The sequence below is a fragment of the Paenibacillus sp. ALE2 genome (assembly GCF_054113385.1).
In genome coordinates this window covers 4,453,359-4,470,729 of record NZ_CM134213.1, presented here as the reverse complement: position 1 = coordinate 4,470,729, position 17,371 = coordinate 4,453,359, and the positions used below count along the sequence as shown (strand labels likewise).

Below are 17,371 nucleotides of genomic sequence, written 5' to 3'. Positions count from 1 at the left end.
AAATAGAGAAGAGGGACGAAGTTATGGATAATTTGATGAAAAGAATAGAATCTCTTTCTCCAGAAAAAAGAAAGCTATTTGAGACGATGCTAAAAGAAAAAGGAAAAGATGTTTCAAAATATACGCCAAATGCCTTTTCTGGAATACCTTCTGCCAGAGAGCAGGAATTTTACCCTATGTCATCTGCCCAGAAAAGGCTGTATATACTAAACGAGCTTGAAGGAGCAGGTACTGCATATAACATGCCAGGCGTCGTACTGCTGGAAGGAAACATTGATGCAGTACGCTTCGAACAGGCATTCAAGGAGCTAGTAAAAAGACATGAGGCTCTGCGCACATCATTTCATATGGTTGAGGGTGAACCAGTACAAAAGGTTCATGATTACGTGGATTTCAGTATTACGTACCTGGAACTGGATGAAGAAAAAGCAGCAGAAATAGTCAAAGAATTCATAACGCCCTTTGATCTTAGCCAAGTTCCATTACTGAGAGTAGGACTTGTAAAAACGAACGAAGACAGGCGTGTTATGATGTTTGACATGCACCACATAGTATCAGATGGTATATCAGTCAATATACTTATGAGTGAGTTTTTGGATTTGTACCAAGGGAAGACCCTTTTGCCACTACGGATACAGTACAAGGATTTTTCTGTATGGCAGAAGGAGATGTTTGCCGGAGACTCAATAAAGAAGCAGGAAGAATACTGGCTCCAGACATTTAAGGGTGATATACCGGTACTGGATATGCCTACTGACTATCCAAGACCGGCGGTACAAAGTTTTGAAGGAGATGCTGTAAGCTTTGAAATAAACCCTGAACTTTCAGTCAAACTAAATAAGCTTGCAACAGATAATGGAGCTACCTTATACATGGTACTGATGGCTGCATATAACGTACTCCTGTCCAGATACACTGGACAGGAAGACATCATAGTTGGAAGTCCTGTAGCCGGAAGGCCCCATGCTGACCTGCAGGGTATCATTGGTATGTTTATAAATACCTTGGCCATAAGGAACTATCCTGAGGGAGAAAAGACCTTCGTCCAATTCTTGCAGGAAGTAAGGGAAAATGCGTTTTTGGCTTTTGAAAATCAGAACTACCAGTTTGAAGAACTTGTAGAAAAACTTAATCTCATGAGGGACATGAGCAGGAATCCTCTTTTTGACACTATGTTTGCACTGCGCACTTCAAACAAGACAGAATTTGCAGCATCGGGTATAAACTTCAAACAATACAACAACTGGCTGGAAGGCAGAAAGGCAAAATTTGACCTTATGCTTGAAGTGGTAGAGGGTCAAGAAGGTATAACATTTAACCTTGAATATTGTACCAGGCTGTTTAAGAAGGAGACAATAAAAAGGTTTGGAACCCATTACATTACCGTTCTTGAAGAGATAACGGCATGCCCTGAAAAAAGGTTGTGGGAAATTGATGTACTGTTACAGGAAGAAAAACAGCAAATCCTATATACCTTTAACGCTACAGAGGCACAGTATCCTAAAAACAAGACTATCCATCAGCTTTTTGAAGAGCAGGCAGAGAAGAACCCTGATCATGTAGCTGTGGTATTTGAGGGTAAAAAGCTTACATTTAGTGAACTCAATAAAAAATCAAATGGGTTGGCCCATGTATTAAGGGCTAAAGGAGTCAAACCGGACAGTATCGTAGGTATTCTGGCAGAACGCTCACTTGAGATGATAGTAGCAATCCTAGGGGTATTAAAAGCAGGAGGGGCATATCTTCCCATAGATCCAGATTATCCTGAGGAAAGAATAAGTCATATGCTGGAAGACAGCCGGGCAGTGATCCTGTTGACCCAATCACATTTTATAGACAAATATACATCAATAGGTACAGTAATAAATTTAGAAGATGAGCAGGAATATTCAGATGAACAATATAACTTATCGGAGGTAAATAAACCTTCCGATCTAGCTTACTTAATATATACCTCAGGCTCTACAGGTAAACCCAAAGGGGCAATGATAGAGCATAGAAACATAGTAAGGCTGTTATTTAACAGTAAAATGCAGTTTGATTTTAACGAAAATGATGTATGGACTATGTTTCATTCTATGAGTTTCGATTTTTCCGTATGGGAGATGTACGGGGCCTTGTTATATGGGGGCAGATTGGTGGTAGTTCCTAAAATGACAGCACGCAGCAATGTAGAGTATCTGAGACTTCTAAGGAATGAGAAGGTGACCGTATTAAATCAGACACCTTCAGCCTTCTATAATATAGCCAATGAAGAAGTATCATATGAAGAAAAAGAACTTAAGATAAGATATGTCATATTCGGAGGGGAAGCATTAAAGCCTGCATTGTTGAAGGAATGGAGAAAGAAGTACCCGCAGACTAGACTCATCAATATGTATGGAATAACCGAGACAACAGTGCATGTCACATATAAAGAGATAGAAGAGGAAGAAATTAGATCTAATGTGAGCAGCATAGGAAGGCCTATACCAACCCTTACAACATATGTAATGGATAAGAACATGAAAGTTGTTCCCATTGGAGTAGCCGGAGAGCTTTGTGTAGGAGGAGACGGAGTTTGCAGAGGATATCTTGGAAGACCGGAGCTTACAAAGGAAAAGTTCGTTCAAAATCCGTACAAGCCGGAAGAGAGGTTATATAGATCTGGAGACCTGGTCCGGTTATTATCTGATGGAGAAATGGAATACCTGGGTAGAATAGACCACCAGGTAAAGATAAGAGGCTTTAGGATAGAGCTTGGTGAAATAGAAGCACAACTGCTAAAGCATCCTTCAATTGAGGAATCTTTGGTGATTGCAAAGGAAGACCATCAGGGCAGTAAATACCTGTGTGCATATATAGCGGGAGAAAATGAGCTGACAATATCAGAACTAAGGGAGCATCTCTTAAAAGAACTGCCCGAATACATGGTACCATCATACTTTGTGCAGCTTGAAAAAATGCCATTGACAGCTAATGGCAAGATAGACAGGAAGGCATTGCCTGAACCCGAAGGTAATATAAATACGGGAATAGAGTATGAAGCGCCTATAGGCGAATTTGAAGAGAAGCTTGCACTGATTTGGCAAGACATCCTTGGAATTAAGAAGATAGGAAGAAATGACAACTTCTTTATGTTAGGTGGACACTCTTTAAAGGCTACAAGCCTTGTAGCGAGAATTCACAAAGAGTTCAATATAGACATGCCTCTTAAGGAAATATTTAAGGCTCCAATTATAGCGGAAATAGCAAGGTATATGAAGGAAGCAAAGGAGAGTATATATCAATCCATCCAAACTGCTAAAGAGATGGAATACTATCCTATGTCATCAGCCCAAAGAAGGCTGTATATATTAAATCAGTTTGAAGGAGCAGGGACAGCATACAATATGCCAGGCAGCTTGCTGGTTGAAGGCAGTATTGATCTGGAGCTTTTTCAGAAGACCTTCCAACAGCTTATAAATAGGCATGAGACCCTTCGAACATCTTTCCATTTCATAGAGGGTGAACCCGTCCAGAAGATCAATGATCCTGTGGGTTTTAGTGTAGTGTATCTAGAATCTGACGAAGAAAAAGTGAGGGAAATCGTAAAAGAATTTATAAAGCCGTTTGATCTTGGAATTGCTCCGCTGCTAAGAGTAGGCCTTGTGAAAACGGGAAAAGACAAGCATGTCATGATGTTTGACATGCACCATATCATATCTGACGGTACGTCCATGGATATACTGGTACATGAGTTCATGGATATGTATGGAGGAAATAACCCTTCTTCCCTCCGTATACAGTACAAGGACTATTCTGTTTGGCAGAAGGAACTATTTGCTGGGGACAAAATAAAGAAGCAGGAGGAATACTGGCTCCAGGAATTTAATGGAGAAATTCCTGTGCTGAATATGCCAGTAGATTACCAAAGGCCTGCGGTTCAAAGCTTTGACGGAGGTTTTATCCGTTTTGAAGCAGGCAGTGAGCTTACGGGAAAACTTATTAAGCTTGCAAGGGATAATGGGGCTACTCTTTACATGACATTGCTTGCTTCATACAACATACTGCTGTCTAAGTATACGGGGCAGGAAGATATTATAGTGGGAAGCCCTATAGCTGGAAGACCTCATACAGATTTACAAGACATAATAGGTATGTTTGTAAATACTTTAGCCATGAGGAACTATCCCCAGGGAGAAAAGACCTTTGCTGAGTTTCTAAAGGAAGTAAGGGAAAACTCTATAAGGGCTTATGAAAATCAGGACTACCAGTTTGAAGAACTGGTGGAAAAGCTTAATGTAAAGAGGGATATGAGCAGGAATCCTCTTTTTGATACTATGTTTGTATTGCAAAATACCGGCTCATCAGAATTGAAGATAGATAGGCTTAAGTTTATACCCTATACAAATGAATTTAGAATATCCAAATTTGACTTGACATTAAATGCTCGGGAAACCCAGGAAGGTATTGCATTTGATTTGGAATATGCCACAAGGCTGTTCAAGAAAGAGACTGTAGAAAGGTTTGCAGCCCATTACCTTAATGTTCTGGAAGAGATAACGGTTTATCCTGGAAAAAGGTTGTCAGAAATTGATATGCTTTCACAGGAAGAAAAGCAGAAAATACTATATGACTTTAACGATACAAAGGTCCGGTATCCTAAGGATAAGACTATACATCAACTGTTTGAAGAGCAGGTAGAAAAGACACCCAATAATATTGCTGTAGTGTTTGAAGATAAACAGCTGACTTATAAGGAAGTAAACGAAAAGGCAAACCAACTGGCCAGAAAATTAAGAGAAAAGGGAATAAAACCTGATAGTGTAGTGGGAATTATGGTAGAACGTTCCCCGGAAATGATCATAGGGATCATGGCTGTCCTAAAAGCTGGGGGGGCTTATTTACCCATAGCTCCTGAATACCCTGAAGACAGGATCCAGTTTATGCTTGATGACAGTGGCAGCCAAATTATTCTGATACAGGATAAATTTATAAATGCTAAAGGTAGTTACAGAAATGCTGAATTTATTAGCATAGAAAATCAGGAACTATTTACTGGGGATGTATCAAATCCAAAGTTAATTAGTAAACCTGAAAACTTGGCTTATGTAATATATACATCCGGTTCTACCGGCAAACCCAAAGGGGTAATGATAGAGAACTACTCCGTAATCAACCGGATCAACTGGATGCAGAAGCAATACCCGATAGCTGAAGGTGATGTGATCCTGCAGAAAACTCCCTATACCTTTGACGTATCGGTATGGGAATTATTGTGGTGGAGCTTTACGGGGGCCAAAGTCTGCCTGCTGATACCGGGAGGAGAAAAAAATCCGGAAGAAATCGTGAAGGCAATCGAAAAAAATAAAGTTACCACAATGCACTTTGTACCATCCATGTTGAGTGTATTTTTAGAGTATGTAGAGGAAAAGGGGATAATAGAGGAAATAGCAAGCTTAAAGCAGGTATTTGCCAGTGGAGAAGCACTGAACCTGAAGCAAGTAGAAAAGTTCAACAAGCTGCTGTACAAAGAAAAAGGAACAAGCCTGCATAACCTGTACGGACCAACAGAAGCAACAGTAGATGTATCCTACTTTGGCTGCTCTACGGAAGAAGAATTGGAGCTTGTACCAATAGGAAAGCCCATAGATAACATTAAGTTATATGTTGTGAGTAAGGAAAAGGGCCTGCAGCCGATAGGAGTAGCGGGAGAACTATGTATAGCAGGGGATGGACTGGCAAGAGGGTACTTGAACAGACCGGAACTTACAGAAGAAAAATTCGCAGCAAACCCATTCGCACCGGGTGAAAGGATGTACAGGACAGGTGACCTGGCAAGGTGGCTGCCTGACGGCAACCTAGAATATCTGGGCAGGATCGACCATCAGGTAAAGATAAGAGGCTACAGGATAGAACTGGGTGAAATAGAGAACCGGTTATTAAAGCATGAAGCAATAAAAGAAGCGGTGGTATTGGACAAAGAAGGAGCTGACGGAAATAAGTATCTTTGTGGATACGTCGTACCGGATCAAGAAATAACCGTACAGGGGATGAGGGAACACTTGTCAAAAGAGCTCCCGGACTACATGATCCCTTCCTACTTTGTGCGGATGGAAAAGCTGCCATTGACCCCTAATGGAAAAATAGACAGGAAAGCATTGCCTGTGCTCGATAGCAATGTTAATACCGGCGTAGAATACGTAGTACCTTCGGGAGAAATAGAGGAGAAACTTGCGCTGTTGTGGCGGGATATCCTTGGAATAGAGAAGGTAGGAAGAAATGATAACTTTTTTATGCTTGGGGGACACTCGTTAAAGGCAACAAGCCTTGTAGCAAGAATTCACAAAGAGTTCAATATAGACATACCTCTTAAGGAAATATTCAAGACACCAACCATCTTAGAAATTGCCAGATATATTAAAGACTCAAAGGAGAGCCTATATCAGTCAATCCAACCGGCAGGAGAAATGGAATACTACCCTATGTCATCTGCACAAAGAAGGCTGTATATACTAAACCAGCTTGAAGGGGCAGGGACAGCATACAACATGCCTGGTATTATGCTGCTGGAAGGAAGCATTGATACAGCGCGTTTCCAGGAAGTCTTCAGGCAGTTGGTAAAAAGGCATGAGACTCTTAGAACATCGTTCCACATGATCGATGGTAACCCGGTCCAGAAGGTTCATGACCATGTGGAATTCAGCGTGATGTACTTTGAAACTAACGAAGAAAAAGCCGCAGAGTATGCTGGGGAATTTGCCAGACCTTTTGATCTTGGCAAGGCTCCTCTGCTAAGGGTAGAGCTTGTAAAAACGGGAGAAGACAGGCATCTTATGATGTTTGATATGCATCACATTATATCCGATGGTGTCTCCATGGACATACTGATTCGTGAGTTTATGGATCTTTATGAAGGAAACAACCCTCCAGCACTTCGGATACAGTACAAGGACTACGCTGTATGGCAGAATAAACTGTTTGATGAGGGCGGAATTAGCAGCCAGGAGGAATACTGGCTCCAAGCATTCCAGGGAGAAATACCTGTACTGAATATGCCGCTAGACTATCCAAGGCCTGTAATACAAAGCTTTGAAGGGGATTTTTTTAGCTTTGAAGCAGGCAGTGAGCTTACGAATAAATTAAACAAGCTTGCAAGGGATAATGGGGCTACGCTTTACATGACACTGCTCGCGGCATACAACATATTGCTGTCTAAGCACACCGGACAGGAAGACATAATCGTTGGAAGCCCTATAGCCGGAAGGCCACATTCAGACCTGCAGGATATCCTTGGTATGTTTGTAAATACCTTGGCTATGAGAAATTACCCCAAGGGAGATAGTACCTTTGTAGAATTCTTGAATGAAGTAAGAGAAAACGCTCTAAGGGCTTATGACAATCAGGATTACCAATTTGAAGAACTGGTTGAGAAGCTTAACTTGAAGAGGGACATGAGCAGAAACCCACTGTTTGATACTATGTTTACCATGCAAAATGCCTCTAAGGTAGAATTTGCAGTACCTGGTATAAGCTTCAGACCTTTTAATAACGGGCTAGAGTATAGAATATCAAAATTTGACCTATCCATTGATGCAATAGAGCGTGAAGATGGTATGGCTTTTAGCTTTGAATATTGTACTCGGCTTTTCAAAAAAGAGACTATAAAAAGGTTGGCGGCTCATTACCTTAACGTGTTGGAAGAGATAACCGCAAATCCGTTTAAAAGGTTGTCGGAAATAAATATGTTGCCCCAGGAGGAAAAACAGCAAATAATCTATGGCTTCAATGATACAAAAGTAGAATACCCTAAGGATAAGACCATACAAGAGCTATTTGAAGAACAAGTGGAAAAGACGCCTGATAACATAGCAGTAGTACTTGAAGATAAATACTTGACTTACGGAGAACTTAATGAAAAGGCCAATCAACTGGCTTGGATCTTAAGGGACAAGGGATTAAAACCTGACAGTGTAGTAGCTATAATGGTAGACCGGTCCATAGAAATGATAATAGGTGTAATTGCTGTATTTAAAGCAGGAGGCGCGTATTTACCCATAGACACCGAACATCCTGAAGAACGAATCAGATATATGATCGATGACAGCTTGGCTGGAATTATTCTTACGCAAGAACATCATAAAGAAAAAATTAAATTTGATCTTGATATTATAAGCTTTGATGACTGTGTGAATTACAACGGGAGAACAGAAAATCTTCCTGTCATTAATAAATCTTGTAATTTAGCATATGTCATTTATACATCAGGAACCACAGGAAAGCCAAAGGGGATCATGATAGAGCATAGAAGTCTTGTCAACATATCTTACGCATGGAAAAAGGAATATAGGCTTGCGGATATGGATGTAAAGCTGTTGCAAATCGCAAGTTTTTCTTTTGATGTATTTGTGGGAGATGTTTCGAGAACGCTGCTCAACGGAGGCCAAATGGTTATTTGTTCATCCGAGGAGAGATACGATCCTGCACGATTATATTCACTTATTAAAACCCATAAAATAACCATCTTTGAATCCACACCGGCACTGATTATTCCTCTTATGGATTATATCCATGATAATGCTTTGATTATTGATAGCCTCAAGTTGCTTATACTTGGATCAGATACTCTCTCTGTGGAAGATTATGAAAGATTACAATCCTGGTATGGAGAGAAACTGCGGGTTGTTAATAGCTATGGGGTTACTGAGTCCACCATAGATTCCAGTTATTACGAAAAGAGACTGGGAAGCTATTTGGAATCCGGGAGTGTACCTATCGGAAAGCCAATGCAAAATATAAAATACTACGTTGTTGACAAACACTTGAGACCTCAGCCTACAGGGGTTTTGGGTGAGTTGTGCATAGGGGGAGAAGGGCTTGCAAGGGGATATCTAAACCGGCCCGAACTGACAGCTGAAAAATTTGTACCTAACCCGTTTATACCAGGGGAAAGGATGTATCGTACAGGGGATCTGGCCAGATGGCTGTCTGATGGGAATATGGAATTTTTAGGAAGAGTAGATCATCAGGTAAAGATAAGGGGATTTAGAATAGAGCTGGGGGAAATAGAAGCACAACTGCTAAAGCACGTTTCAATAAAGGAAGCAGTGGTTATTGCAAGGGAAGATCAGAAGGGAAACAAGTATCTGTGTGCCTATGTGGCAGGGGAAAATGAATTAACAATAGCAGAACTAAGGGGACATCTCTTAAAGGACCTTCCAGACTATATGATACCATCCTATTTTATACAGTTAAAAAAGCTGCCGCTGACTCCCAATGGCAAAATAGATAGGAAGGCATTGCCCAAACCTGACGGCAATATCGATGCTGGAATAGAGTATGTCGCACCCTTGGGTGAAGTGGAGGAGAAACTTGCGGGGTTGTGGCAGGATATCCTTAGTATAGAGAAAGTGGGAAGAAACGACAATTTCTTTGAGCTGGGGGGACATTCCTTAAGGGCAGCAAATCTTATTGCCAGGATTCACAAAGAGTTCAATGTAAACATACCGCTTAAAGAAATATTTAAGAGCCCAAATATGTCTGAAGTTGCCGAGTGCATCAAGATTGCAAAGGAGAGTGTATTTCATTCTATTGGGCCGGCTGGGGAGATGGAGTACTATCCAATTTCATCCGCCCAGAAAAGGCTGTATATTCTAAACCAGCTTGACGCAGTTGGGATGGCATACAACATGCCTGGTATTATGCTAATTGAAGGCAAACTCGATAAACTGCGCTTTGAACAGGCTTTTAGGGAGCTTGTTGACAGACATGAGTCTTTCCGTACCTCATTCCATATGATAGATGGTAAACCGGTACAAAAGGTCCATAGCAATGTGGATTTTAGTGTTATGTATATGGAAACCGATGAGGAGAGAGCTGCGAAAATAGCCAGTGAATTTATTAGGACCTTTGACCTTGATGAGGCTCCTTTACTTAGGGTTGGGCTTATAAAAGTTGGAGAAGACAGATATATTATGATGTTTGATAAGCACCATATTATATCTGACGGGGTGTCTGACGACATACTGGTAAGAGAATTTATGAGCCTGTATGAAGGTAAGGAACTTCCGGAACTTAAGATTCAGTACAAGGATTTTTCCGTATGGCAGAACAGGCTGTTTGCTGATGGGACAATTAGTAAGCAGGAAGAATACTGGCTCCAAGTATTCAAAGGAGAAATTCCTTTGCTTAATATGCCGCTAGACTACCCTAGGCCAGCTATACAGAGCTTTGAGGGAGATGTGATCAGTTTCAAAGCAGGCAAGGAGCTTGCTGTTAAACTGAACAAACTTGCAGTGAATAATGGTGCCACGCTCTACATGGTACTTTTAGCTTCATACAATGTCCTTTTATCCAAGTACACCGGACAGGAAGATATTATAGTTGGAAGTCCCGTTGCAGGAAGGCCGCATACTGATCTTCAGGACGTTATTGGTATGTTTGTAAACACGCTAGCCATGAGGAATCACCCTCAAGGTGGAAAGACTTTTGTGGACTTCCTTAATGAAGTAAGAGAAAACTCCTTAAGGGCTTACGAAAACCAAGATTACCAATTTGAAGAACTGGTAGATAAGCTTAACCTGGAAAGGGATCTGGGCAGAAATCCACTTTTCGATACTATGTTTGTACTGCAAAATATCGAGGCATCAGAAGTGAAGATGGATGGGCTAAGGTTTATGCCCTATGACAGTGAAGTAAGAATATCCAAGTTTGACTTGACTTTAAACGCTGAGGAAACAGAGGACGGTATTGCATTTGAATTGGAGTATGCTACCAGGTTGTTTAAGAAAGAGTCAGTTATAAGGCTTATTGCCCATTACCTTAATGTATTGGAAGAGGCAGCAGCCTTTCCTGAAAAAAGGCTATTAGAAATTGATATGCTGTCACAAGACGAAAAAGATCAAATATTATATGAATTTAATAATACAAAAGCAGGATACCCTCGGGAAAAGACCATCCATCAGATTTTTGAGGAACAGGTGGAACGGACACCCAATAATATTGCTGTAGTGTTTGAAGATAAACAGCTGACTTATAGGGAGCTAAACGAAAAGGCAAACCAACTGGCCAGAAAATTAAGAGAAAAGGGAATAAAACCTGATAGTGTAGTGGGAATTATGGTAGAACGTTCCCCGGAAATGATCATAGGGATCATGGCTGTCCTAAAAGCTGGGGGGGCTTATTTACCCATAGCTCCTGAATACCCTGAAGACAGGATCCAGTTTATGCTTGATGACAGTGGCAGCCAAATTATTCTGATACAGGATAAATTTATAAATGCTAAAGGTAGTTACAGAAATGCTGAATTTATTAGCATAGAAAATCAGGAACTATTTACTGGGGATGTATCAAATCCAAAGTTAATTAGTAAACCTGAAAACTTGGCTTATGTAATATATACATCCGGTTCTACCGGCAAACCCAAAGGGGTAATGATAGAGAACTACTCCGTAATCAACCGGATCAACTGGATGCAGAAGCAATACCCGATAGCTGAAGGTGATGTGATCCTGCAGAAAACTCCCTATACCTTTGACGTATCGGTATGGGAATTATTGTGGTGGAGCTTTACGGGGGCCAAAGTCTGCCTGCTGATACCGGGAGGAGAAAAAAATCCGGAAGAAATCGTGAAGGCAATCGAAAAAAATAAAGTTACCACAATGCACTTTGTACCATCCATGTTGAGTGTATTTTTAGAGTATGTAGAGGAAAAGGGGATAATAGAGGAAATAGCAAGCTTAAAGCAGGTATTTGCCAGTGGAGAAGCACTGAACCTGAAGCAAGTAGAAAAGTTCAACAAGCTGCTGTACAAAGAAAAAGGAACAAGCCTGCATAACCTGTACGGACCAACAGAAGCAACAGTAGATGTATCCTACTTTGGCTGCTCCACGGAAGAAGAATTGGAGCTTGTACCAATAGGAAAGCCCATAGATAACATTAAGTTATATGTTGTGAGTAAGGAAAAGGGCCTGCAGCCGATAGGAGTAGCGGGAGAACTATGTATAGCAGGGGATGGACTGGCAAGAGGGTACTTGAACAGACCGGAACTTACAGAAGAAAAATTCGCAGCAAACCCATTCGCACCGGGTGAAAGGATGTACAGGACAGGTGACCTGGCAAGGTGGCTGCCTGACGGCAACCTAGAATATCTGGGCAGGATCGACCATCAGGTAAAGATAAGAGGCTACAGGATAGAACTGGGTGAAATAGAGAACCGGTTATTAAAGCATGAAACAATAAAAGAAGCAGTGGTATTGGACAAAGAAGGAGCTGACGGAAATAAGTATCTTTGTGCGTACGTCGTACCGGATCAAGAAATAACCGTACAGGGGATGAGGGAACACTTGTCAAAAGAGCTCCCGGACTACATGATCCCTTCTTACTTTATGCAGATGGAAAAGCTGCCATTGACCCCTAATGGAAAAATAGACAGGAAAGCATTGCCCGAGCCTGACGGAAGTATGAGTACGGGAACAGAATATGTAGCGCCGCGGAATGAAGTGGAAGAGAAACTGGTTGAAATATGGCAGGAAGTGCTTGGAGCAAAACAGGTAGGAATAAGGGACAACTTCTTTAAAATAGGCGGAGATTCTATACGTGCAATATCATTAGTCAGCACAATATGCAAAAAGTTGGATATAAACATCCAAATCAGGGATATATACATGAATCCTGATATTGAGAGATTGTCTGCATTCTTAAAAGTAAAAGATACGGAAGCTTTTAACAGTAAGATGGGTAAAGCAAGGGAAGAACTGGAGTTATTTAAACAGCGAATATTGATGAATGAAACTCTCTCAGAAAAGTTACCTTCGGACATGGAAGATATATATCCGATGAGTCACATAGAGCTGGGTATGATTTATCATTCCAAAAAAGACTATGAAAATGCAGTTTATCATGACCAATTTGCATTTCATCTGAATGACAAAGACTTTGATTTCCCAGCATTTAAAGAAGCGATGCTTCTAATGACGTCAAAACATGATATTTTAAGGACGGTTTTTAATTTAGAGGATTTTGAAACTCCTGTGCAAATTGTTTACAAGGGCAGTAGTCTTGATATTGAGCAGATAGATATCATGAATTTTAGCAGGACAGGGCAGGTTGAGTATATAAACAAATATTTGGAAAATGACAGAGCGAAGCCGTTTGATATATCAAAGCCCCTTTGGAGGATAAGAATATTCAAACTTGACGCAAACCATATTTGTCTGGTTCTGATATTCCACCATGCTATCCTGGATGGCTGGAGTGTTGCTTCATTGATTACGGAAGTTTCAAACCTATACTCTAAGCTTAAGCAAGAAAAAGATTATATACCAACACGGCTTAAATGCAGCTATAAAGATTATATAGCAGACCAAATGACAATTAAGGACAACCAGGAAGTAATTAATTATTGGAGAGAGGAATTAAGTGAATATAAAAGGTTGAATATGCCTGCAAATATTCATGGAAAAACAAAAAAATCTTATAAAGTAGACCATGTAACACGCCATTTAAGTCAGGAATTTTTAGGTGATTTAAGAAGTACTGCCAGAAGATATGATGTAAGCTTAAAGACACTTTGCTTTGCTGCATACACTTATATGCTCAATATGCTTTCATACGAGGATGACTTTGTCGTAGGTTTGGTAGAAAATAACAGACCTGTATGCGAAGATGGAGATAAGATGCTGGGGTGCTTCTTAAATACGGTTCCCGTAAAAATGTGTTTTGATAAAATCGATATATGGGAGGAATTGATAAAAGTTGCAGAAAAGAAATTAATAAACTTAAAGCTTTATGGAAGACTGCCTTTATTTGAGATCATAAATATCCTGGGCGGAAAAGAAAACAAAGAGGAAAATCCTTTATTTGATACCATATTCAATTATGTGGATTTTCATGTATATAACGAGATAATAAACAAAGAAATCGCTGATGTTAAAGATAGAATTTCAGTTGATGAATATGAAGCAACCAATACAAGTCTTGACTTTACAGTAAGTAATACATTCGATGATCTTAATATAAGCTTGATCTACTCGGACAAAGTATTGGAAAGAAAACAGGCAGAAGAGTGTATAGACTATTTTATTAATATTTTAAATATGTTTATCCATAACCCCAAAGGGTCAGTTGACAAGCTTATTATATTAAGTCATGAAGAAAGAAAGCAGTTGCTGATAGACTTTAATGATACTAAGAAAGACTATCCGCAGGACAAAACCATACATGAGCTGTTTGCTGAGCAGGTGGAAAGGACACCTGACAACATAGCTGTGGTATATGAAGACAAGCACTTGACTTACAGGGAATTGAACGGAAAGGCAAATCATTTGGCCAGAGTATTGAGGAACAAAGGGGTAAAGCCTGACCGTATTGTAGGAATTATGGCCGAACGTTCATTTGAGATGATTGTGGGGATATTTGCCATATTGAAAGCTGGAGGGGCGTATCTGCCGATAGATCCTAATTATCCTGATACAAGGATAAAGTATTTGTTGGACGATAGTGGTTCCCAGATCCTTTTGACCTCCAGGACCTTTATGGAAAATAAGCAGATTGATGCGGATATTATATATCTGGAGGAAGAATATTTAAATGAAGAGAACTCAAAGCTTGAAAATGTAAACAAACCCTCGGACCTTGCGTACGTCATTTATACATCAGGTTCGACAGGGAAGCCCAAAGGTGGAATGATTGAGCATACTAGCGTTGTAAACATAATTACAGCCCTCCAGGCCATGTATCCGCTTAAAGCGGAAGACTCTTTTCTATTTAAAACAACTTATACCTTTGACGTATCCGTAGCTGAGATATTTGGCTGGTTCCTCAACGGAGGAAAGCTTGTAATATCACGCCAAGGTGTGGAAAAGGAAGCTATGGAGTTAGTAGAGGTAATAAACAAGCATAAGATAACCCATGTAAACTTTGTACCATCAATGCTGAATATAATGGTACAGACTTTAAAAGATAATGGTATAAAACTGCCATCAACTCTCAGGTATATTTTTGCTGCTGGAGAAGCGCTGCCCAAAAAGCTTGTCCATGAGCTTTTCGATGTCTCAGAGAACACATCTCTGGAAAATATCTATGGGCCTACAGAGTCCACGATATATGCAGCGGGTTACAGTATAACAAAGAAAATAGCAGAAGAACTTATAACAGTACCTATAGGGAAAGCTTTACAGAATGTATACCTTTATATACTGGACAAGCACAACCAATTAACTCCTGTAGGAGTGGCCGGTGAACTTGTGATAGGTGGAAGCGGTCTTGCAAGGGGCTATTTGAATAGACCTGAACTGACAGCAGAAAAATTTGTACCTAACCCGTTTATTCCCGGCGAAAAAGTGTACCGCACAGGGGACTTAGTAAGGCGGCTTCCTGATGGGAACATCGAATTCATGGGCAGGATCGACCACCAGGTAAAGATAAGAGGCTTTAGAATAGAGCTTGGAGAAATTGAAGCACATCTGGTGAAGCACACTGCTATTAAGGAAGCAGTGGTTATTGCAAAGGAAGAGCAGCAAGGGAAGAAGTACCTGTGTGCATATATTGTAGGGGAAAATGAATTGACCATTTCCGAGCTAAGGGAGCATCTCTTAAACGAACTACCTGACTACATGGTACCAGCGTATTTCATGAAGCTGGAACAGATGCCATTTAATGCCAACGGTAAAATTGATCGGAAAGCATTGCCTGAACCACAGGGGAATATTAATACCGGAGTAGAGCATGTAGTTCCTAGAAACGAAAGAGAAGAAATACTGGCCAAAGTATGGGAAGACGTACTAAAAACTGAAAACATCGGGGTAAAAGATAATTTCTTCAGCCTTGGAGGAGACTCAATAAAAGCCATACAGGTAATGTCGCGTCTTAACGTCCATGGGCTAAAGCTTGAAATGCGGGACTTATTCAAACATCCTGTAATTGAGGAACTCGTCGAATATATACAATCTACAAGCCGAAGAATTCATCAAGGCCCGGTAGAAGGCATAGTACCGATAACACCTATACAAAGATGGTTGTATAAACAAGACAGCAAGGATATTCATCATTTTAATCAGGAAATAATGATATATGGGCGTAACGGATTTGAAGAAGCTATTATTCGAAAAGTATTGTCAAAGCTTGTAGAGCACCACGATATTTTTAGAACAGTGGTAAAAATAGAGGATCAAAATATACTCCAATACAACAAAAACCTTGAAGGTGAACATTTTTCATTGGAAATTGTAGACCTTAGGGACAGCTATAATTACCGGGAAAAAATAGAGCTGGAAGCGTCGAGGATTCAGAGGAGCATGGACTTGTATAACGGTCCTTTAGTTAAGGTTGGTCTGTTTAAGACTAAAGAAGGGGACCACCTGCTAATAGCTATTCACCACCTTGTAGTTGATGGGGTATCGTGGAGAATCATACTGGAAGATTTGGACATAGGATACAGACAGGCGCTAAACAATGATGAAATAAAATTCAGCAACAAGACCGACTCTTTCAAAGATTGGGCACAGAGGCTTGATGAGTATGCCAATAGCCCTGAACTATTAAAAGAAATAAATTACTGGACCAATTTGGAAAAAACTGAAACAATACCGCTTCCAAAAGACCGAGAGATTGAAGAAAGAAGGTATATGAATAACAATAGCGTCAAGATCGAGCTGAGTATTGAAGAGACTGAGAAGATGCTAAAGCGGGTAAACCATGCTTATAACACAGAAGTAAACGACATATTGCTTACCGCCTTGGGATTAGCAGTGAGGGAATGGACCGGAAATGATAAGGTTCTGATCAGTCTGGAGGGGCACGGCAGGGAGGAAATCATTAAAGACATTGACATAAGCAGGACCGTGGGATGGTTCACCACCCAGTATCCCGTGGTGTTAGATGTCAGCGGACAACTCGATATTTCCCGCATGATCAAATCGGTAAAAGAAAACATCAGGCAGATACCTAACAAAGGGATAGGTTACGGCATACTAAAATATCTTACCTTGCCGGAAAACAAAGCCGATTTAAACTTTAATCTAAACCCTGAAATAAGCTTCAATTACCTCGGTCAATTCAACCAGGATAATGTAGACAATTTATTTGGAGTGTCTGATATTCCTGCCGGAGAGTCTACAGGACCAAACTATAAAAGTGAGTATTGTATTGATATTAACGGCGGAACTGTAGAAGGCGGGAAGCTGGAATTAAACTTTAGCTACAACCAGGGAGAGTATGAGAAGAGTACTATTGAAGGGGTAGCGGTGAGTTTTAAAAAGCATTTAGTAAACATAATAACCCATTGTGCAGAAATGGACTATTCAGAAGCTACACTCAGTGATTTTACAGTAGACGATCTGAATATGGATGAGTTTGAAGACGTATTGAATAACTTCGAATAAAAAGAGTTTGTATTTAAGGAGGAGTACTT

Annotated in this window: 1 protein-coding gene; it reads left to right on the top strand. The window is 40.4% G+C overall.

The features are described from left to right. Window positions 1-23: 23 nt before the first annotated feature. The gene (locus ACXHJ1_RS19510) at window positions 24-17,342 is read left to right on the top strand and encodes a non-ribosomal peptide synthase/polyketide synthase (protein ID WP_457905071.1); all 17,319 of its coding nucleotides are present in this window, start codon (window positions 24-26) and stop codon (window positions 17,340-17,342) included. Window positions 17,343-17,371: the final 29 nt, after the last annotated feature.

Coding starts and splice junctions, on each gene's coding strand:
- ACXHJ1_RS19510 (WP_457905071.1), top strand. CDS start 24: ATGGATAATTTGATGAAAAGAATAGAATCTCTTTCTCCAGAAAAAAGA.